Here is a 22,253-nt window from a genome sequence, read left to right on the forward strand (position 1 = left end):
CTATTTTTGTGCTCTTTGCTTGATATCTGTCGCATCTGGTGTTAAGACGTCATTTTCTAAAATTTGCACTTGATTTAATTGTTTAGTGATAGACAATAGAATTTCTGTTTGTAATTTTTGAATTTGCATCAAATCTGATTGGTCTTGTAAAACAAGGTGATCAATCTTAGAATGCAATAAACGAACACCTTCTTCTGATGTTTTGTTAACTTGATAGTCATTTTTAGCTTGCAAACGATCATACTCAGATGCCCGATTTTGACTCATCATAATGAGAGGAGCTTGAATAGCCGCAATGGTAGAAAGTGCTAAATTTAAAAGGATAAAAGGATACTTATCAAAAGCTAAGCCAAAAGGATTAATGATATTGAAACCCATCCAAATAGCCATGAAAATAATAAATGTAATAATAAAGGTCCAAGTTCCTCCAAAGCGAGCCACTTGATCCGCTAGGCGTTGCCCAAATGTAATTTTACTATCTAACTGTTCTTGTACATTTAAGATAGCATAATTGTTGTTTTTAGAAACATCATTTACCATTTCACGAATAGCTTCGTTTTTTAATTTAGCACTTGCAATCATCTCATCTAGGTAGTTGAGACGATAGGTGGCCAAATTTTCCTGACTGATAAAAGAGGTCGAGTCCAGTTCAGGATGGTCATCCATAATTAGTGCTTGTAATTGTTCATCAAGTTCATAGAGGAAAACTCCCTCAGTAGAAAGATACTTTCCACCATTAATGGCATCGATTACCCAACGTTTTTTGTTCATATGTGACCTCTTTCTTACTGATATTAACTACCTTAACATCAATAAGAAACTTACTCCTGTAAGTTAGTTTATTTTTTGATAATATTGTTTTTAATTTTCAAACAATATAACCGTTGGCATTATCCTCTTCGTAACTTAAATATTCCTTAAATAAAATAGGTTCGAATCAAGTATCAAAAAAACCCATTCGATATGTGTACTGACCCCCAAAAGTTAGACATTATATTTTAAGCAAAGGATTTAGTTCTGTATTGTACGGGACTAAGTCCTTTTAGTTTTACTTTGATCCGTTTATTGTTGTAATAATCAATATATTTTTTAATAGCTTTTTCTAAATCTCCCAGAGATTTATAGTAGCTCTCATAGCCATAGAACATTTCTGACTTTAATATGCCAAAGAAGGATTCCATTATCCCATTGTCAGGGCTGTTTCCTTTACGTGACATAGATGGACGGATACCTTTAGAGTTTAAAAAGTGATGATAATAGTTGTGCTGATACTGCCAGCCTTGATCACTATGTAAAATAGTTCCGTTATAGTATTTATCTGGAAATGTCTTTTCTAGCATCGTTTTAATTTGGTTTAAGTTAGGAGAACGTGAAATGGTATAGTTTATTATCTCGCTATTATAACCATCAAGAACTGGTGATAAATAGAGTTTTCCCTCAGGTAAAGCAAATTCAGTCACATCGGTGTAACACTTCTCAAAAGGTTTAGAGGCTTCAAAATGGCGTTGAATAAGGTTATCTGCTTTCTTTCCAACCTCACCCTTATAAGATGAATAGCGTCTTTTGCGACGTATTCTCGCTGTTAAACCTAGTTCTTTCATCAAGCGCTGAACTCTTTTGTGGTTGATGATAAAACCTCTGTTACGCAGTTCCAAAGTGATTCGACGATAGCCATAGTTACCTTTTGAATTTGGTTTTTAATGGACTTGTCTAAATCATCTTGTTCTAGTTGCTTAAGATGATAGTAATAGGTTGAACGAGCTAATTGAGCTGCTCTTAGAAGTAAACCTAATCTAAATCCTCCATCAACCATTTCTTTAATGATTTCTGTCGTTCTTTCTCGATAGCTTCGTCCCGTTCTTCTAACTCTTTTAACTTTTTTAGGAAGGCGTTCTCCGTTCTGAGATATTCGTTCTCTTCCTGAAGGCGCTCTAATTCAGTCATTTCTTCCCAAGTTTTCTTTGGTTTACGTCCCATTTTTGCTGGTCTCCCTTTTGTTGTCTCAACAATAGTATAACCATTTTTCTTGTATTGCGCTATCCAATTGGCAAGAGTTCCTGGATTTGGGAAGGCGTAATCTAGAGAAACTGACATTAAGGATTGCCCATCTTTCAAGACTTTATTAATCATTTCTTGCTTCATTTCAGGTGAATAAGCTTGGTACTTTTGCTTCTTAACGATCTCGACTCCATAACGATCCATCAGTCGAATGGTATATTTTAAGTTGCAGCGGGTTACTCCAAATTGAATCTCTAATTGAGTCCAGGAAACACCTGACTTCTTTAAACGATAAATTTCTAATTTATCTTCATAACTTAATTTCATACAAAAACACCCCAAATGTTAGATTTTTTGTCCAACTTTTGGGGTGCAGTACAATGAATAGGTTTTAAACTTTTGTTAGGGTTTAATACGATGAAGCATACGTGGGAACGGAATCGCTTCACGAATATGTTTTGTCCCAGCTACGAAGGTAACCATGCGCTCAATTCCTATTCCAAAACCACCATGAGGAACGGAGCCATATTTACGAAGGTCTAGATAAAATTCATATTCGGTTTTATCCATCTCTAAAGCATCCATTTTGGCAACAAGCGCATCATAATCATCTTCACGCATCGAGCCTCCAATAATTTCACCGTAACCTTCTGGTGCTAAAAGATCTGCACACAGTACGCGCTCTGGGTTGCCCGGAACTGGTTTCATATAGAAAGCCTTGAAACTTGCTGGATAATTTACAACAAAGGTCGGAACTCCGAAATAATTTGAAATCCACGTTTCATGTGGTGAACCAAAATCATCACCATAGTCAAGATGCTCATAATCCGTATCTTCATCAGCTTCATGTTCTTGTAGAAGAGTGATAGCATCATCATATGAAACCCTTTTAAATGGTTCAGCAATGTAACGTTTTAGAGCCTCTACATCACGTTCCAAAATTTCAAGAGCTTGGGGAGCTCTATCGATAACACCTTGCATTAAAGCTTTTACATATGCTTCTTGTAAATCAAGGGATTGGTCATGGTTTAAGAAGGAATATTCAGCATCCATCATCCAGAATTCTGTTAGATGGCGACGTGTTTTTGATTTTTCTGCACGGAACACTGGTCCAAAGTCGAAGACCCGGCCTAATGCCATTGCGCCAGCTTCAAGATAAAGTTGTCCTGACTGACTTAGGTAAGCTGGTGTTCCAAAATAATCTGTTTCAAACAATTCTGTAGAATCTTCAGCAGCATTTCCTGATAGAATAGGGCTATCAAACTTGATGAAGCCATTTTGATCAAAAAATTCATAAGTTGAGTAAATAATGGCATTACGGATTTGCATAATAGCCATTTGTTTACGTGAACGTAACCATAAGTGACGATTATCCATTAGGAAATCTGTCCCATGCTCTTTAGGCGTAATAGGATAATCAACTGATTCCCCAATAACCTCTAAATCTGTAACATCTAACTCATAGCCAAACTTTGATCGCTGATCTTCTTTAACAACTCCAGTTACTCTGACAGATGTTTCTTGACTAAGTCGTTTAATGACATCAAATTTATTAGCCCCTTCTTCTTCCCCAAATTTTTCGATAAAATTTGGCTTAAAAGCGACTGCTTGGAAAAAAGCTGTTCCATCGCGTAATTGTAAAAAGGCCAGTTTTCCTTTGCCTGATTTGTTAGCAACCCAAGCACCGATTGTAATTTCTTGTCCGACAAATTTCTTAACATCAATGATTGACACGTATTCTTTTGACATAATTCTCTTTTCTTTCTTAAATTTTTCCTATAATGACTTTCGTTCACAATATATGACTGGCCATAAATGACTTAATGCGCGACACAGCTTCTTTTAAGGTATCTAAATCAGTAGCGTAGCTTAGTCTAATATTTTCAGGTGCCCCAAACCCTGCACCTGTTACCATAGCTACACCAGCTTCATCTAAAATAGCATTTGTAAAATCAGTGACATTAGAAAAACCGGTCATTCGCATGGCTTGAGCAACATTTGGAAATAAATAGAAGGCTCCTTGAGGTTTAACTAATGAAAAGCCGGGGATTTCTTCTACTAACGGGTAAATAGCATTGAGGCGTTCCTCAAAGGCTTGTCGCATAGTTTCAACAGACGATTGGTCACCACTTAAAGCCTCAATCGCAGCATACTGTGCTACCGTGGTTAAATTTGAAGTGGTTTGGCTCGTAATCTTTGCCATTGCAGCAATAATCTCCGGATTACCAACTGCAAAACCGACCCTCCAGCCTGTCATTGAGTAGGTTTTCGCCACCCCGTTAACAGTTATGGTCTGCCGTCGGATAGTCTCCGATAAACTCGATATTGGAGTAAAACAATTTCCGTTGTAAACCAAACGACCGTAGATATCGTCGGCTAGTATGAGAATATCATGTTGAACTGCCCATTGACCAATGGCTTCTAATTCTGTTTTAGTGTAAATCATTCCCGTTGGATTAGAAGGGGAATTAATTAATAAAACTTTAGTTTTTTTAGTTCGAGCAGCTTCTAGTTGTTCAAGGGTAACCTTATAATCATTACTAGCAAGACAGTTTACAAAAACTGGTTCACCTTCTGCCAACTTAACTTGATCAGCATATGAGACCCAAAAAGGAGTCGGAATGATTACCTGATCGCCTGGATTGAGAGTAGCCATAAAAAAAGCATAAAGAATAAACTTTGCCCCTGTACCAGCAACAATTTGATTATGGGCAACTGAATAGCCATAGAATTTTTCCATGTAAGTGGCTATAGCACTTTTTAACTCTGGAATACCACTAGCAGCTGTATAAAAGCTAGCACTTCCATCCTTTATTGAAGCAATTGCTCGCTTTTGAATGGCTACTGGTGTTACAAAATCTGGCTCACCTACGGTTAAACTCAAAACATCGCGGCCTGCCGCTTTTAAAGCCTTAGCGCGAGCACCCGCAGCTAGGGTAATACTTTCTTCCATTTCTAGAACTCTTTTAGATAGCTTTGTCATGACCTCTCCTACTTAGCTTGTATGCTCCTTTAAGACGTATTTCAATTATAGCAAATACCTTTTGTTTTTCAAGGTCAATCTTCTGTGAGCATCGTTTAGACGAGATTGTTTGCAAATAAAAAGGAACTCTCAATTAAGTTATAAATCTTATCTTTTCTATTATAACAGAAATTGCCTTGTCTCAAGTAAGCAATTTTCGAATGTTTCGCAACTTATAAAAAATTCCTCACTTAAATTTGCTAAGACTTCCGGACCATATGATTTGGTCATAACCCTTTTATCTAGCAGTAAAATAAGGGACTTTTGATTTTCACGACGCATCGTCCGCCCAATCGCTTGTTTTAATTTTAGAATCGCCATCGGTAAGAAATAATCTTTGAAAGGATTTTTTTGTTTCGCAAGAAGATAAGCACTCATCTTCTTAACATATAAATCCTTAGGATTATCAAAAGGTAATTTTGTAATGACTTCAATTATACGATCGGCTTGTACAAAATCAACACCTTCCCAAAAGGCCCCCATCCCTAATAAGATTGATTGTTCACCACGATCAAAGCGTTTTTTGATATTATAAGCGGACCCGCTTTTTTCTTGAGCAAGGTGAGGAAGGTTCCACCCGTCCAAGATGTCTGATACCAAAAAGAGATGGCTACGGGAATTAAAGAGTACTAGAATAGGTAATTTTTCTTGACTTAATGCATAGATTCTCTTAGCAAGAGCCTGACAATAGTCCTCTTCATTCACTTCACTGATGATTGGCATCTCTTGGTCAATCATTATTTTTTGTTGCTTTGATTTTAAATGTTCAATTTTTGCAAAGGAATAATTTTCAAAACCTAGTAAATAAGCTAAATTAACCCTTTGACTGATAGCTAAGATAGCTGAAATAAAGAAACTTTTCTGGATTTCTGGTAGAAGGTGCTGAAAATTAATGAAGTGCTGAGTGCTAGCATTAAGATAGATGACACGTTTTTCTTCTTTGTGTTCACTACTAAGCCAATAGTCAGTATTAGCATATTTAAAGGTAGCATGTAATTCTGGAAAACGATTCTCATCTAATTCTTTTACGAGATCACTCAGTTTTTGTGATACTTTGAGATTGCTAGCCTCATAAGGCTGCTTTTTTAAATAAGTTGTCGCCATATCATTTAATTCAAAAATAAGGCTTTCTAGCAGACGCTTCTCTATAAGTGACTGAGGACTTTCCAATGCTCTTGTTAAATCTTGTAATAATTGCTGTAAATTAATCTGTTTTCGAGACAATTGATCTAGCTCTAATAGGAGCCTTTGTGCTTCATCAAAAACGAGAATTTTATCACGAGCAAATGCCTTATCATCCTCTATTCGATGCAAAAAATAGGCATGATTAGTTAGTAAGACTTTAGCGCGTTTCGCCTTTTCATAGCTATAACGCCAATAATCATAATCATAAAATGGTGAGCTGTGCTTCAAATATCCATCATGTTGGATGGTATCAAAGAATGCCGCATAGCGCTGTTTTTGCTTAATCTCATCAAGATCACCCGTTTTTGTTTCTAGTAGCCAAACTAATAACTGTAATTTGTAACGATTGACTAGTCGGTTATCTTCTACTTGTTGAAGACTTTTATGAAAGAGATCAAGTTTTATGTAATTAGCAGGACCTTTAAGACTATGACAATCAAGCTGGAAAACAGCTTCGATAGTAGCCAGTTCTTTAGCAGTCATCTGATCTTGAAGGATTTTTGTTGGCACACTAACAAGTATTTGTTGCTCCTGTGTCTTTGCTAGAAGAGGAAGTAAATAACCATAGCTTTTTCCAATACCTGCTTGCGCTTGAATAAAACTGGGCTCTGAATGAGTTAGACCTGTTTCGATTAAAGCCGCAAAATCATTTTGCAACGGCCGGTCCTCTAATCCTAAAATAGCCGTATTAATAGAAAAATCTTGTGATAATTTTTTAGCCTTTTTTGTTCTTTGCTTTTTGGGAAGTAGGATACCTTCTACTAAATCGTAATAGTGTCTATCATAAGATTTAGCTTTAGAAAGAGCTTGGGTAATCAGCTGACCGCTTTCAAAAATAAGATTATCAGCAAAAACTGCCATCATTTCCAACGTTTCTCGAGGCAGAGATTCTATTTTCTTTTGAATCTTGATAAAGAGTTTGGCAGTAGCTAAAGCATCCGAGATGGCTGTATGAGCATGTGCTAAATCTAAGTCCATATTTTTAGCTAAGTGACCAAGATTGTACTTCTCTAAATTTGGGAAAAAGACTTGAGCTAATTCAACAGTGTCCACCCTTGGCGTCAATAAATCAAAACCTTCAAAAAACAAGGCCTCCGATAGAAGATTGGCATCAAATTTCACGTTATGAGCCACAAAAACACAATCTTTAATCAGTTCAAAAATGTGGCCGGCTACTTGGGAAAATTCCGGAGCTGTAGCTAACTGCTGATCAGTGATACCAGTAAGTGATTTTATATGTTCTGAAAGCTTGCTGTGAGGATTAATATCAGTTTGAAAACAATCTACTATCTTTTTATCTTCAACGATAACTATTCCTATTTGGATAATACGTGCGTCTGATCCTGCATTGGTTGCTTCTAAATCAATGATGGCATATTTTGTTAATTGTTCTGTCATAGTAGATTAATTATACCATTTTTCAACAAATCTTTTCTGACTAAACCCATCTTTAAAGCAAAGCTTGGGAATGAATTTATTTCAAAAGGTGTTCTTTGTTTCTTCAAAGCATGTTATAATAAAGCTGAAATTTCAACAAAGGATTTGCAGAATGGTCGATACATTTACTAATCTGAAAACTCATTTTTTCGCACTGCCATACACAAAGAAAAAACGACGTGTTCGCATTCTCCTACCCATTAATTATTCAGAAACAGATGTTAGGAGTTATCCCGTTTTATATATGCATGATGGGCAAAATCTCTTTTTTGATCAGGAATCATTTTCAGGGAAATCCTGGAATATTATAGAGAGTTTACAATCACAAGTATTTCCGGATATTATTGTAGTTGCTATTGATCATGCGGATGCCTATCGTCTCCGGGAGTATGCACCTTTTCCCTTTGAAAAAGTGGTACCTCACACAATTCCAAAGGATGGAGGCAATGGCCAAGCTTATGCTAAGTGGTTAGTGACTGAGCTTAAGCCCTTTATTGATCTAAATTATCGGACTAAAAAGGACTTTAAGCATACTTTTCTAGCCGGTTCTTCTATGGGAGCCTTAATCACGGCCTATACGGCAGCCCAGTATCCTAATATTTTTGGCGGATTAGGAGTTTTTTCGATTGCTTCTTGGACTTGTGAAAAACAACTGCTAAGCTTCTGCCAGAGCCATCCTTTAAATCCCAAAACGAAGATTTATCTTCAGGTAGGAACTAATGAGGGAGATATGACAAATCAACCTTCAAATTCTCAAGCAAATCAAAATTACATTACTAACAGCCTCAATTACTATAAGCAAATTCTGATCCAAGGCTTGCCTATTGCACAAATACATTTTGCTATTGTTGCTGGTGCTCGACATACAGAAAGTGTGTGGGCTCAGCAATTTCCATACTTTCTGGAACACCTTTGGAATAATAACCTAACTTAACTCAAAATTGTTAACACATTTTGCTTGTGTCAACTAGAATGGATTTGTTAAACTAAACTTATGAAAATTATGACTGTTACCAATGCTATTGCTAGTGAAAACACCTATATTTTATCTAATGATCAGGCTGTTTTAGTCATTGATCCAGGAAGTAATGGCGACAAGATTTGTCAAGAAATAAAAAAATTGGCTAAACCAGTTGTTGCTATTCTCTTAACCCATACCCATTATGATCATATTTTCAGTTTGGAGAGGGTTAGACGAACTTTTAATCACCCACCCGTGTACGTCTCGGGAAAGGAAGCTTCTTGGTTATTCACTCCTAAAGACAATTTATCAGGCCTATTACGTCATGCTGATATTCCCGACATTATTTGTAAGCCCGCAGAACAATTCTTTCAGTTTGACAAAGAATATCACTTAACCGGTTTTACCTTTTCCGTGGTAGAAACTCCCGGACATTCGGTGGGGGGTGTTTCCTTTGTTTTCAAAGAACATGAAACTATTTTCTCTGGTGACGCACTCTTTCGTGAAAGTATTGGACGATCTGACTTACCGACTGGAAATTATGATCATCTGATTGAAGGTATTAAAGAAAAATTATTGACCCAGCCTCCTTTTTTCAAGGTTTATCCTGGCCATGGCCAAATGACAACAATTGCACATGAAAAAAATTGCAATCCATTTCTAAATTAAAAGCAGCCCAAGATTACTTGGGCTGCTTTTAATTTAGACTTGATCTATTATCTAGGACATAAAAGCCTACTAAATACCATTTTTGTATCAATATCTTAGACAGTAAATAATAAAACGCCTTTTTTTGAATTAAAATTTTAAATAGCGTCTCATTGAGAGAACTGACCCTAGAGATCCAATAATAATGCCAATAACAAACAGGATACCTATTAAAAGATAGAGGTAATAGTTAATTGGGTACATTGACAAGCCATTGAGTTGAAGCTGTGGCGTAAATTGGCGGTAGGCATACTCATATATATAAAAGATAAGAAGAGATGGGAAAACAGCTCCTAAAAAGCCAACCCAAGCTCCTTCAAAGAAGAATGGTCCACGAATGTACGAATTTTTAGCTCCCACCAAGCGCATAATTTCAATATCTCGTTGACGATTCATAATAGTCATACGAATAGTATTTGAAATAAGGAAGATCGCAACAATCAGCAATAATACTGTTCCTATCAAGCCCCATGTCTTAATAAATGCGGCAAATTTAAAGAGTTTCTCCGAATTAATTCCACCGTAGTCAACATCTTCAACACCGTTAATGCCTTTGATAATTGCGCTAATCTTTTTAACTTGAGAGGGTTTCTCAGTTTCAATCATATAAATGTCTTGTAGAGGATTGGTGTCTTTATCATACATTTTCCAGACATCACCCATAGAATCTTGTAATTTTTGCAATTGCTCATCTTTGCTGGAAAAATTAATTTTTTCAACACCTTTTATCTTAGCAATTTGATCATAGATTTTGTGGTATTTGTCATTTTTGACCTCTTTACCATCAACCGTTTTAACAACTTCCTTGGTATCAGTAGAATCAACACTCAAATAAGTATTAATTTGAATATTATTTTGAACTCCTGAAGCAACTCTCTCAATGTTTAATAGGGTTGCAGCAAAAATCCCAACCAAAGTTAGAGTGATGGCTACTGAACTAATTGCGGCAATAGTCATCCAAATGTTTCGTTTGAGATTCTTAATAGATTCCCAGATATGACGGAAAAAATTTCTAATCATCGTAGCCGTAATCTCCTTCCTCTTCATCACGGACAATACGTCCATCTTCAATCGCGATTACCCGATGGCGTAGAGAGTTAACGATATGACTATTATGCGTTGCCATCAAAATAGTTGTTCCTTGGACATTAATACGTTCCAATAAATGCATAATTTCCCAAGAAATTTCTGGGTCTAAGTTACCTGTTGGCTCGTCAGCAATCAATAATTTTGGATTATTGACAATTGCACGCGCTATAGCAACCCGTTGCTGTTCTCCACCTGAGAGCTGGTTTGGAAAAGAGCGCATTTTATGTTTCAAACCAACTAACTCAAGTACCTCAGGAACACGTTTTTTTATATGACGAGGCTTAGCACCAATAACTTCCATAGCATAAGCAACATTTTCAAAAACTGTTTTCCGCGGAAGTAATTTATAATCTTGGAAGACAACTCCAATATTACGACGCAAAATAGGAACTTGTTTTGCTTTTAATTTAGGCAAATCAAACTCGCCAACATAGAGTGATCCACTTGTAACTTTTTCCTCGCGATAGAGGAGTTTGATTAAACTGGATTTACCAGCCCCAGAAGGGCCTACCAAGTATACAAATTCACCCTGGTTAATTGAGAAGTTTAAATTCCTTAAGGCTGTTGTTGAGCGTTTATATTTTTTGGTAACGCCCTTCATTTCAATTAATGCCATTCTACTCTTCTTTCTAGTTTTATCTTATACTTTTAGTCATCGTTCATACGCCATTTAAGATAGGCATCGATAAAGCCATCAATTTCACCGTCCATGACCTTATCGACTTGAGACACCTCAAAATTGGTACGATGGTCTTTAACCATTGTATACGGTGTGAACACATATGACCTAATCTGACTTCCCCAAGTGATTTCTTTCTTATCACCTTTTAGGGCGTTGACTTCTTCAGCTTTTTTTTCTTGTTCCATTTGGTAAAGTTTAGCCTGCAACATTTTCATTGCACGGTCTCTATTACCATATTGTGTCCTATCAACTGTTGAAGATACAACAATACCAGTTGGAATATGAGTCAAACGAACACCGGTAGACACCTTGTTAACGTTTTGCCCACCGGCACCTCCAGAACGGAAAGTATCCATCTTGATATCGTCATCTCGAATATCCACTTCTATGGTGTCATCTAACTCCGGCATAACCTCCACAGATGTGAAAGAAGTGTGCCTTCTCTTTGCTGAATCAAAAGGAGAAATCCGAACTAATCGATGAACCCCCATCTCTGATTTTAAGAAACCATATGCATTAGGGCCTTGAAAAGACAAGGTCACTGATTTAATACCAGCCTCATCCCCTGCCTGATAGTCTAAAGTCTCAACTTTAAAGCCTTTAGCATTACCAAAACGTGTGTACATCCGAAAAAGCATGTCTGCCCAATCCTGAGCCTCCGTACCTCCAGAGCCAGGATGAATCTCCAAAATAGCATTATTATGGTCGTAGGGTTCTGATAAGAGCAAGGTCATTTCATAAGCTGCTAAAATCTGGTCTAGTTTAAGCAAACTTTCTTCCAATTCTCCTTTAACCGACTCATCTTCTTCCAGCATTTCCATATATAACTCTGTCTCTTCTGACAAATTTTCCATATTGTGGAAAGTATCAAATTTGACTTTCAATTCATTGAGCTCTTGTGATGTTTTTTGCGCGGAAATAGTATCATTCCAAAAATCAGGCTCAGTCATTTGATTTTCTAAAAGAGCAATCTCTTCCTCTAAACGATCTAAGTCAAAGAGACCTCCTGAAGCTAGTCAACTTCTCTTTGTTTTCTACTATTTTTTGGCGAATCTCTGCCACTTCCATGGTTTTACCTCATTCTCGTTTTTATCTTCATTATTTTAACACATTGCCATTAGAATTGCCATTTTGCCCTGAGGTCTTCAAGCTCCTTTTGACTATCTAAGTCTTTTGGAGCTAATCTTTGCATATAGTCAAGCATAGCTTGATCAGGCTTTTTAATCAATTCACCAAGTGCCCAAATGGCTGTCGCTACATGAATAGGGTTATTTCCCTTATCAATAATTTCCATCAACTTAACAACTGCCGATCGATCATGACCATTCGCCAAAGCAATAATAACGTTGCGCTGCAAGATATTCTTACCACGCCACGAAGCTGCAATATGACCAAATTTTGCTTTAAACTCTTTATTTGATAATTCTAAAAAAGGGATTAACTCGGGTTCTGCTAAGTCGGGATCAATCATACTTGCTAACGGGTTATTAATTCCCTTATTGTAAGGACAACAAATTTGACATATGTCACAACCATAAATCACGGTTTTTATTTTCTTACGAAATTCTAAATCCATCATGCCCTTATCTTGGGTTTGAAAGGATAAACATCGTTTGGCATTCATGGTGCCATCTCCGATTAAACAAGATGTAGGACAAGCATCTAAACAGCGCTGGCAATCACCACAGTCATAATCAACAGGTTTATCTGGCTCAATATCTAGATTGGTAATCAGTTCACCAAGATACATATAAGAGCCAAACTCTTTTGAAATAACCAAGCCATTCTTACCAATGAAGCCGATACCCGCTCGTCTGGCAACTGCCGTGTCTACTAGAGCCCCCGTATCAACCATCCCTTTATATTCAAAGTCCTGAGTCAGAGTCTCAATCCCAACCGCTAATCTTTGCAATTTGTCTTGTAAAACATGATGATAATCAAGTCCCCAAGAATTTGGCGTGATTTTCCCACGTTTATACTGCGTTTTTTGCGGTCGGACAGGTAACTTATGAGGATATGCAACCGCAATAGAAATAATAGTTTTAGCTGAGGCTAATGATAGTTTGGGTTTAATCCGCTCTTCAATCACTTTGTGTTCAAAACCAGATGTACGGCCTTCTTCAATAGCTAACTTTAAAGATTTTTCTAAATAAGAAAAATCATCAGCTGTTGTAAAACCGATTTTTGAAATCCCAATTTCTTTTGCTAGCTTAATAATTTCCGACTTAAGTTCCATAATACTATCATAATGGAAAAATATAAAGACTTCAAGACTAAGCAATGACTTCTTGTAACAAATATTAAATTGTAGTGACAAAAGGAGACTAGTTAAACCAGTCTCCTTCTCTCTAATATTGGTCAAAGTGGCGATAGAGATGATCCAAATCCGCTATTTCCTGCAACAATTTCTTCCCATTATCTGTATCTTTTACTAATGTGCGATGCTCCACTTGTTCCACTAGACGCTTAATAAAGATAATATCACATTTCCCTTCCAAAACGTCTTTGATTGATGAGAAGGGCTTATGAGCTACTAACTCTAACCCATAACTATTGGAAATTAAGGTATATCCTGCGATTCCAGTGGTTTTTTGATATCCTTTAGCCAGCCCACCATCAATGATAATAATGCGTCCATTTGCCTTAATTGGAAGCTCACCACCTTTTTCTTTAACAGGAGTATGGCCATTAACAATGTGAGCATTATCATCAAGACCAAATTCTGCCAAAATGCGAAGGCAAATTTCTTCATCTTCTCTTAAACGGTAGTAAGGATTTTTTTCCTCATGATGGCTAGCTTTATCAGCGATATAATAGCGCTCAAAAGTGGTCATTCGATTTTTGCCAAACAATGAAGAAACCTCACCACACCACAAATACCAAAAAATATCTGTAGCTAAATCTTCATGTTGATCACGCTTTTTATAAGATTCTCTAACCTGTTCTTCGAAAAAATCAAGAAGAGCCTTACCCGAGTAAATACAGTTGCCAAAGCGCATAGACTTAAAGTCTCCATTAGAATGCATAGGCATGCAACCATGAAAAAGTAAATGATTATTAGAGATATGGTACATTGATCCCTTTTCCATCAAAAAGTCAATATGAATTTCCAGTTTTTCTGAATTTTGGAAACGATACATGAGCCCTTTTAAGATTTGCTCTTCTTCTGCTGTCAAAAGCTCAGCATGATCCCAGGAAAGCTTGTGATACGGAAATGATTGCAAAGGATAAACCTTCTTACCAATCTGGATAGTTTTTTTCTCAGGATCTATTTTCGAGAATAATTGTGAAGCTTCCATACCAAATTCTGGGCGCCGCTTAATCAATTGGTGCTCTAGTTTAAATTGCAAAAGGGCTGTCGCCTGTTGTAATTTGTTTAATGTCACACGCTCTGATTCAGAAATATGATCGCCGTCTAAAATCGGATTAAAAACCGCTTCTTCTTTGAAGTAACGCTGACTATAATCAATAAGGCGACGTAAATTGATACCATAGCGATCTTCAATGAGGGCTAATGAATTATACCTAGCTGCAATGCGAATTACATTAATCATACATATGTAAGAACCTGACATAGCCCCAATCCAAGTTATATCATGATTTCCCCATTGAATATCAATATTTTGAAAACCTTTTAAACGATCAATAATTAAATCTGGATATTGTCCTCTATCAAAAATGTCACCCACAACATGAAGATGATCAATTGCTAATCCCTGAATAAGATAAGCAAAGGCAATAAAAAGGTTATCCAACTGTTCGAGCTCAATGACTTTTGAAATAATAGCATTATAGTAATACTGTTTATTTTTATCTGGTTGCTCCTCAGTTAGAAGCTCTTCCATGATATATGCATAATCTGATGGAAGCATCTTTCGCACTTTTGAACGGGTATATTTTCCGCCAATGTATTTTACCAGTTGTAAAAGATCTGGCAAATAGTGACACAATTCTCTAATTAAAGCCTCTTGATTTACTATTTCTTGACGTGCTTGAATTTTTTCCGCGGGGTAATAAATATATTGACATAGTGTTTCGATATCTGACACCTTCTTTTGTGGAAAACATTCTTGAATTTTCTTTTTGATGGAACCTGAGCCATTTCGTAATAAATAGTCAAAAGCTTGGTATTCACCATGCAAATCACTCAAAAAATATTCCGTCCCCTTGGGCAGATGACAAATAGCATCGAGGTTAATCATCTCTGTAACCAGAGATGATTTTGTCGGAAACTTTTCTTTCAATAATTGATAATACTGCAACATGGTTAGGCTAGTAGTCCTTTCTTTTTAAACAATGAGCAATAGTGGTCTGAGACAAGTCCCTATCACCATTTTAAAATTTATTTTAAGAAAATGCCAGCATAAGGCGTAAGCGCATACAAAAAAAGGTACCTCATGATACCTACAGATTTTAGTTATTTTAAAATTTCACTTTAATACTTCTAACAAACCACTTAGGTTATCAATCTGACCATCAGCTGCTGATTGGTCAATCCCATAGCGATAATCTTTAATCGCCAAAACAGTAATTCCAGCTTCTTTTGCGGCAGCTATTCCTTTTTCACTATCTTCAACAACAAGGATCGCTTCCTTATCAATCTCTAATAACTGTGCAGCTTTTTGATAAATTTCAGGGTTTGGTTTAACATTAACAACATCTTCTCTACCCAAAACAATATCAAAATAAGACATAATTTCTGAAGATGTCAAAGCCCATTGCACATCTCTTGTTTGGCTATTAGAAGCTAAAGCGAGTTTATACCCCTTATCTCTCAACTGTTTAAGTGTTAATTTGACCTGAGGGAATAAAAGTTCAGAATAGGGTGCAGGATGCTCCTCTTTATAGCTTTCATAATCCTCCTGAACGACCTCTGCATCTAATTTGACAGTATTCTGACTAAGTAGTTTTTGCCAGACTTGTTGTAAATTCCCTCCAATAAATTCCTTCGCTTCCATATGAGCAATGGAAAGGCCGTGATTATCTAAGAACTGCTTTCGGCGTTCAAGATAAAAGTCTTCGGTGTCAAAAATGACCCCATCCATATCAAAAATGATTGCTTGATACATGTTTTTCCTCCTGAAGCCCTATTTTACCATAAATAGCCAAGTTATTTTATTTTTGTTAAAATAAATGCATGACTAAATTAGCTATTATGAGTGATCTTCATATTGACCTCAACCATTTTGATAAAGACGAAGTAGATGTCCTTATCAATGTCCTTAAAGAAGAGGGCGTTGATCATCTTCACCTAGCTGGTGATCTGGCCAACCATTTTGACAAAACGACAAAACCCTTCCTACACTATTTAAAGCAATTTATCAAAGTTACCTATAACTTAGGCAATCACGATATGTTAGATTTGAGTGAGAATACTATTGAAACCAATGATTTTCAGGTCTATCCTTTGAGTCCTGACTATCGTTTACTAGCAATCCATGGCTGGTACGACTACAGTTTTTATCCTCTCAAAACTGATCAAGAAAATCTAGCATTTAAGCAGACTTTTTGGTTTGATCGCCGCCTTAAAAGAAAGCAATCTGATCCTCAAATTACAGACACAATTTGCCAAAAGCTGGAAAGCAAGCTTTGTCAATTAGCAGATAAGCGACTCATTGTTGCTATGCATTTTGTTCCTCATCAAGCTTTTTTGCTATCTTATTCTAAATTGAAACCATTCAATGCTTTTTTAGGCAGTCATAAATTTCATCAGATTTTTGTAAATACTTCTGTTACTGATGTGGTGTTTGGCCACAATCACAAGCGTATTAAGAAAACCGAACTTGATGGTATCACTTATCATAGTAAGCCCCTTGGGTATATGAAAGAATGGCAATTAACTGATCACTTTTTGAAACAATTTCCTCACTATTTAGCCAAGGAAACTTATCACCCTAACAAACGCTTTGCTGCTATTAAAAATGAAGAAGCTTTTCTTATCTATCGACAAGAACACCTAGCGCAGGAACTTCGCTCTGCAATGACTATTTTTTCCATTAGTTAGGAAAGGGATTTATTTGTATGAAACTAAAACGACAAACACGATTTGCTAAGATTGGTACTAAAATCACTGTCAATATAGGCCACAAGGAGAAGGTTCTTCTTAAGAATGGTCAAACAGTCATTATTCCACTTGATAAAGAGAGAGAAGAAATCTACATTCGCCAATGGCGAAGCAGAAGGATTGAAGTCTGTGATCAGGACGTTTATCTGATTGTTGACAACCCTCTCAATGTCATCCTATTTTGGTCAAGTATTGTCCTCATTCTTATCAGTCATCTGCTTTTAAGCTTCGATTCTGATGTCCTCTGGTGGTCCACTCTAATCGGAATGCTTCTATTAGCGAGCAGCTATTTAACACCTCGTTGCCATTTCAAAAAAGCTAAAGAAATCTAATTAGTTTTCTTTAGCTTTTTCATTTATAATTCGGTCACGAACCCTGACAGCCAATTCTGGTTTATCTGTCATAAAGCCATCAAGATTAAAGCGAAAAGCATATTCCATTTGTTTTTCATTGTTTAAGGTCCAAGGCCTAATCGTTTTACCAAAATAGCTAACCATCCTTCTACTAGTCATTATCCAAAATTTCTTAGGATGAAAAGCACTAATAAAGGATGTTCTGCGCCCAATACAGATTTGAAGTGGATTATTCCTTACCAAAATCGCTAACTCAATATGAGGATCAGCAATTGCCATAAGCTTAAGACTTCTAACATTAAAACTACAATAAAGGTAATTAAAAGGCCACTCGCGAGTTTTCATTAACCGAGCAATATCCCACTCGATACCGGGATAATTGTATTTATTTGTCTTAATTTCAATATTTAATGTCCCCTGAAAGTTTTCTACCACTAAAAGTTCTAGAACTTCTTCCAACGTTGGAACTTTCTCCCTAAAGTATATGGGATCAAACCAAGAACCAGCATCAAGTTCTTTAATCTCTTTTAATAACAGATCTCTAATGTAACCGCAACCATTTGTAGTACGATCAACTGACTCATCATGAATAACAACTAAGTGACAATCCTTTGTCCGATGGACATCTAATTCTATGCCATCAGTTCCAACTCTTATAGCTTCTCTGAAAGCAGCAATAGTATTTTCTGGACGATTTGTTTTACTACCACGATGAGCAAAAATGGTTGTCATACTCTCTCCTAACCATACTTTTTCTTTTAGTGTAACACATCTTATCTTATAAATGATACTAATTCATTTTAAAAATGGTATACTAACTGAGTAACGCTTTAGGAGGTAAATATGTCTATTATAATTAAAAGAATAAGCGGCAAGAAAAGCTTTTTGAAAAATACTATCGCTATTCGTTTGAACAAAAAATATGTTTCTGAAATCGCTAATAATGAAAGTATTGAATTAGAAATACCCACAGAAAACAGTTTATTAAGCTATAATATTTTTGATTATCCAAGAATCCGAGTTTCAAATGAAGAGCTAATACTACTTAAACGGAATAAATTTACTCTAATGATTCGGGTCCTTTACCTGTGCTTTTATATTTTATACCTCCTGCTCTTTCAAAAGTGTCTACCTCTTACTTCTCCTATTAGCAATATTATCAACTTAAGTATTATCCCAATTATTTTTCTTCCAAATTATTGTTTTGAAAAACAGGCTAGAAGAAAGTAACCAATGTAATATAAAAACGATTCTGCAATCAGAATCGTTTTCTAGTTGACTTAAATAGCTTTATCATCCATGCCCATTGCACGTTGGATGGCTTTAACCAGTTCAACAAGGACAACCATCAGTAGACTACCAATAACAACAACTAACCACTGGCTGGCACTTAGGTGAGCAACGTGGAAGAATTTGTTAAATCCTGGAACAACTACGGTTACCATTAACATGATAAATGCTAGCGGAATTGAGTAGTTAAAGAGTTTATTTTTGAAGAGTCCTACTTTAAACATGGATTGGTACACTGATTTAACATTATAAGCATGTACTAACTGAATTAACCCTAAAGTAACGTAAGCCATCGTTAAGGCATCAGCATGAATCTCTTTATAAGTTGAATGCTCTGGGAACATTAGAGCGAAGGCATAAACACCCAACACAAGTACAGTTTGGAAGGCTCCTTGATAGAGAATAGCTTCTTTTACTCCACCGTCAAAGAAGCTTGATTTACGCCCACGAGGTTTGTGTTTCATTACACCTGGCTCAGCAGGTTCTACCCCTAAAGCAATAGCTGGAAGTGTGTCAGTTACCAAATTAATCCAGAGCAAATGAACTGGTTGTAAAACATCCCAACCAAACAAGGTTGCAAGGAAAATAGTTAACACCTCAGCCATATTGGCAGAAAGTAAATATTGGATTGTTTTTTGAATATTAGAGAAGACCTTACGCCCTTCTTCAACTGCCACAATAATAGTCGCAAAATTATCGTCGGCAAGGACCATATCCGAAGCCCCCTTAGACACTTCCGTACCTGTAATTCCCATACCGATACCAATGTCAGCAGTCTTAAGTGATGGTGCATCATTGACACCATCGCCAGTCATTGCAACAACTTTTCCTTCATTTTGCCAAGCTTTGACAATACGTACTTTGTGTTCTGGTGATACACGTGCATAAACTGAATATTGCTTGAAAACTTTTTGGAATTCTTCATCTGTAAGCTCGTTCAATTCTGCACCAGTAAAGACATGATCTTCTGTATCATTTGCGTCAATGATTCCTAGACGTTTAGCAATAGCTTCCGCAGTATCTTGGTGGTCACCAGTAATCATGATTGGGCGAATGCCAGCTTCTTTAGCCACTTTAACAGCTTGTGCTGCTTCAGGACGCTCAGGGTCAATCATCCCAACTAAACCTGAGAAAATTAATTCTGACTCCACTGATTCTGTATCCAAAGTTGGAATGGTATCTACATGCTTATATGCCATCATCAAGACACGTAAAGCTTGTTTAGCCAGAGACTTGTTCATATCTAAAATAGCTGTTTTATCAGCTTCAGTAATCGGACGGATGCTACCATTATCTTCAATCTGTGTGACACGTTTTAAGAGTTGATCAGGAGCACCTTTAACAGCTACAAAGTAAGGAGCTTCTGCCACCCCTTTATGAATAGTTGCCATTAATTTACGATCAGAATCAAAAGGTAACTCTGCTACACGAGGTTCTGAAGCAAGCTCCTCTCGAACATCAAAACCGTGATCAAGACCATACTGGACTAGGGCTGTTTCGGTTGGATCACCAATTAGCTTACCAGATTGATCAATTTTTGTATCATTGGCAAAATTCATAATGCGCAAAGTACTATTACTAAAGTCAATATCAGATCCAGCAGTTTGCAGTGAACCGTTTGTATAAATCTTTTCAACTGTCATTTGGTTCATCGTAAGAGTACCTGTTTTATCAGAAGCAATAATTTCAGTTGAACCTAAAGTTTCAACAGCAGGTAACTTACGAATAATAGCATTACGCTTCGCTAAGACTTGTGTTCCTAAGGATAAGACAACTGTTACAATAGCTGGTAATCCTTCTGGAATTGCAGCAACAGCTAAGGCCACAGAGGTCATAAGCCCTTCTAATGGGTGTTGCCCGCGGATGAAGACGCCTACTGCAAAAGTTATGGCAGCAATCACCAAAATAGCATAAGTTAAAATTTTAGAGAGATTATCTAAATTTTGTTTTAATGGTGTATCAGTCTCGTCAGCATTTGCTAACATCCCAGCAATATGTCCCACTTCGGTGTACATTCCGGTATTGGTGACAACTCCTAGGCCACGTCCATAAGTAACATTTGAATTTTGGTATCCCATATTGACGCGGTCACCGATGCCTGCATCCTCAGCAACTTGAGCTGTAATATCTTTTTCAACAGGTACGGATTCTCCAGTTAAGGCAGCCTCTTCTATTTTAAGAGAATTAGCTTCCAATAAACGCATATCCGCTGGAACAACATCTCCTGCCTCAAGTAAGACAATGTCACCAGGTACTAATTCTTTTGAATCAACCTCAATGACATGACCATCACGCCTAATTCGCGCAAGTGGACTTGACATTGACTTCAAGGCTTCAATGGCTGCCTCTGCCTGTCCTTCTTGGTAGACACCAAATGCCGCATTAAGAACAACAACAGCTAGAATAATGATAGCATCAGTCAATCCTTTTGAGCCTTCTGTAATAACAGAAAGCATGGCAGCAACAATTAAAATAATAATCATTAAATCCTTAAATTGATCAAGGAATTTCATAAAAAGACTTCGTTTTTCACCCTCATCAAGTTCATTACGACCAAATTGGTCTAAACGACTTTTCGCTTCATCAGATGAAAGACCTTCTCTACTTGAATGCAATTGCTCAAGCACTGTCTCTTCGGATTGTGTATAATACACGTCTTTTCTTTGTTCTTTAGACAAATGTTTATCCTCCTTGGCCTTTTCTGTATAGAAAAAGACCTGTTTAATTTAGTTAAACAAGTCTCGCTGTTTCAGATTGCACCGGAAATCGAAATTCCGTAGTGACGATGCAATCACGGTTTAAAACCGTCGGCTACTCCCTTGATATAATAATCATTATAGTAAAAAAACATTAAAAAAACAAGATTTTTATCAAAAAAACTCGAACGGTGACAGCTACCTCATCTCTTTTAAATCTAATTTTCAGTCAAACAATAACATAGCTATTCCAACTCTCTTAACAATATTAAAAAGAGGCTTATCAGAGAATCATGTTTTTCCTATAATTAGTACCAAAGTATCTCTAGCTGATAATTTGCAAAAATAGCTCGACTCTCTGGTTGAACTAATTTGTAGGAGATAGTTATCTGTTGCTTCTTGAGATTAAACTGGTATTCTGCAGTATCGGTTACTAATTGTTGAATCCCAAGGGGGGTTGGGATATTAAAAGCATGGGTAACCCCTTTTTCAAAAGTCATAATAGAGTGTGGATTAGAAAAACGGTTCATCACCAGCAAACGATCATCACACTTAATTACCACTTTTTCATCTTCAGTATTCTGATAAACAAAATAAAGGTGCTTACCCTTTTTATGTAATTGACAGTTTTGAATCTCTTTAATTTTTTCTACTTGATCGTCAATCAAAATAGTATTTCTAATCTCTATCTTCATAGCAATTCCATTCTATTAATTTACCGTGTCTATTCTACCAATTTCTCCTCATTTTAGCAATTTTTGCTATAAT

Annotated in this window: 18 protein-coding genes and 1 pseudogene; 5 read left to right on the plus strand and 14 right to left on the minus strand. The window is 36.6% G+C overall.

What is annotated here, in order from left to right; genetic code table 11:
* The 5 genes and pseudogenes from FGK96_RS06310 to FGK96_RS06330 form a co-directional block, all read right to left on the minus strand.
* Positions 1-771, minus strand: coding sequence for a DUF1003 domain-containing protein (locus tag FGK96_RS06310; RefSeq protein WP_138082356.1), 771 nt, complete (start codon positions 769-771; stop codon positions 1-3).
* 227 nt (positions 772-998) lie between these two features.
* Positions 999-2,325: pseudogene (locus FGK96_RS06315) on the minus strand (IS3 family transposase).
* A 75-nt stretch (positions 2,326-2,400) separates the two neighbouring features.
* A complete protein-coding gene (asnS, locus tag FGK96_RS06320; RefSeq protein WP_138082358.1) occupies positions 2,401-3,747 on the minus strand; it encodes an asparagine--tRNA ligase in 1,347 nt (448 codons plus the stop codon).
* A 43-nt stretch (positions 3,748-3,790) separates the two neighbouring features.
* Positions 3,791-4,981 carry a pyridoxal phosphate-dependent aminotransferase gene (locus FGK96_RS06325; protein ID WP_138082360.1) on the minus strand — a complete coding sequence of 397 codons (1,191 nt, stop codon included), beginning with the start codon at positions 4,979-4,981 and terminating at the stop codon, positions 3,791-3,793.
* Positions 4,982-5,140: 159 nt separating this feature from the next.
* On the minus strand, positions 5,141-7,603 hold the full coding sequence (locus FGK96_RS06330) for a bifunctional DnaQ family exonuclease/ATP-dependent helicase (RefSeq protein WP_138082362.1): 2,463 nt from the start codon (positions 7,601-7,603) through the stop codon (positions 5,141-5,143).
* Positions 7,604-7,754: 151 nt separating this feature from the next.
* Here FGK96_RS06330 and FGK96_RS06335 point away from each other — a divergent pair, with 151 nt between their 5' ends.
* Both FGK96_RS06335 and FGK96_RS06340 read left to right on the plus strand, forming a co-directional pair.
* Positions 7,755-8,576, plus strand: coding sequence for an alpha/beta hydrolase (locus FGK96_RS06335; protein WP_138082364.1), 822 nt, complete (start codon positions 7,755-7,757; stop codon positions 8,574-8,576).
* Between the two features lie 60 nt (positions 8,577-8,636).
* Entirely contained in the window at positions 8,637-9,272 is a 636-nt protein-coding gene (locus tag FGK96_RS06340; RefSeq protein ID WP_138082366.1) for an MBL fold metallo-hydrolase, read from the plus strand.
* 129 nt (positions 9,273-9,401) lie between these two features.
* Here FGK96_RS06340 and ftsX read toward each other — a convergent pair whose 3' ends face one another.
* The 6 genes from ftsX to FGK96_RS06370 form a co-directional block, all read right to left on the minus strand.
* Positions 9,402-10,331: a permease-like cell division protein FtsX gene (gene ftsX / locus FGK96_RS06345; protein WP_138082368.1), complete on the minus strand. Its 930-nt coding sequence runs from the start codon at positions 10,329-10,331 to the stop codon at positions 9,402-9,404.
* A complete protein-coding gene (gene ftsE / locus FGK96_RS06350) occupies positions 10,324-11,016 on the minus strand; it encodes a cell division ATP-binding protein FtsE (protein WP_138082370.1) in 693 nt (230 codons plus the stop codon). The genes ftsX and ftsE overlap by 8 nt, the downstream gene beginning before the upstream one ends.
* A gap of 32 nt (positions 11,017-11,048) precedes the next feature.
* Positions 11,049-12,150 (minus strand): peptide chain release factor 2 gene (gene prfB, locus FGK96_RS06355; protein ID WP_138082372.1). Its coding sequence is split into 2 segments (ribosomal slippage): positions 11,049-12,077 and positions 12,079-12,150, totalling 1,101 coding nucleotides; the frame shifts between segments, so codons are not numbered across the junction.
* Positions 12,151-12,199: 49 nt separating this feature from the next.
* Entirely contained in the window at positions 12,200-13,318 is a 1,119-nt protein-coding gene (queG, locus tag FGK96_RS06360) for a tRNA epoxyqueuosine(34) reductase QueG (protein WP_138082374.1), read from the minus strand.
* 112 nt (positions 13,319-13,430) lie between these two features.
* Positions 13,431-15,347 carry a fructose-1,6-bisphosphatase gene (locus tag FGK96_RS06365; RefSeq protein WP_138082376.1) on the minus strand — a complete coding sequence of 639 codons (1,917 nt, stop codon included), beginning with the start codon at positions 15,345-15,347 and terminating at the stop codon, positions 13,431-13,433.
* Between the two features lie 165 nt (positions 15,348-15,512).
* Positions 15,513-16,151 carry an HAD family hydrolase gene (locus FGK96_RS06370; protein WP_138082378.1) on the minus strand — a complete coding sequence of 213 codons (639 nt, stop codon included), beginning with the start codon at positions 16,149-16,151 and terminating at the stop codon, positions 15,513-15,515.
* A gap of 68 nt (positions 16,152-16,219) precedes the next feature.
* Between FGK96_RS06370 and FGK96_RS06375 the strand changes: the two genes are divergently transcribed.
* Both FGK96_RS06375 and FGK96_RS06380 read left to right on the plus strand, forming a co-directional pair.
* Entirely contained in the window at positions 16,220-17,086 is an 867-nt protein-coding gene (locus tag FGK96_RS06375; RefSeq protein WP_138082380.1) for a metallophosphoesterase, read from the plus strand.
* Between the two features lie 17 nt (positions 17,087-17,103).
* Positions 17,104-17,478 (plus strand): hypothetical protein, encoded by a 375-nt coding sequence (locus tag FGK96_RS06380; RefSeq protein WP_138082382.1) that lies wholly within the window; start codon positions 17,104-17,106, stop codon positions 17,476-17,478.
* On the opposite strand, the gene FGK96_RS06385 is transcribed toward FGK96_RS06380, so the two are convergent.
* Positions 17,479-18,231, minus strand: coding sequence for a glycerophosphodiester phosphodiesterase family protein (locus FGK96_RS06385; RefSeq protein ID WP_138082384.1), 753 nt, complete (start codon positions 18,229-18,231; stop codon positions 17,479-17,481). It abuts the gene before it with no gap.
* Between the two features lie 111 nt (positions 18,232-18,342).
* Here FGK96_RS06385 and FGK96_RS06390 point away from each other — a divergent pair, with 111 nt between their 5' ends.
* Entirely contained in the window at positions 18,343-18,729 is a 387-nt protein-coding gene (locus FGK96_RS06390) for a hypothetical protein (protein ID WP_138082386.1), read from the plus strand.
* Between the two features lie 50 nt (positions 18,730-18,779).
* On the opposite strand, the gene FGK96_RS06395 is transcribed toward FGK96_RS06390, so the two are convergent.
* Both FGK96_RS06395 and FGK96_RS06400 read right to left on the minus strand, forming a co-directional pair.
* Positions 18,780-21,467, minus strand: a complete 2,688-nt coding sequence (locus FGK96_RS06395; RefSeq protein WP_138082388.1) for a cation-translocating P-type ATPase — start codon at positions 21,465-21,467, stop codon at positions 18,780-18,782.
* Between the two features lie 326 nt (positions 21,468-21,793).
* Positions 21,794-22,180, minus strand: a complete 387-nt coding sequence (locus tag FGK96_RS06400; RefSeq protein WP_138082390.1) for a DUF1934 domain-containing protein — start codon at positions 22,178-22,180, stop codon at positions 21,794-21,796.
* Between the last annotated feature and the right edge of the window lie 73 nt (positions 22,181-22,253).

Origin of the sequence: Streptococcus porcinus, from assembly GCF_901542335.1 — a bacterium.
Taxonomy (GTDB): Bacteria; Bacillota; Bacilli; order Lactobacillales; family Streptococcaceae; genus Streptococcus; species Streptococcus porcinus_A.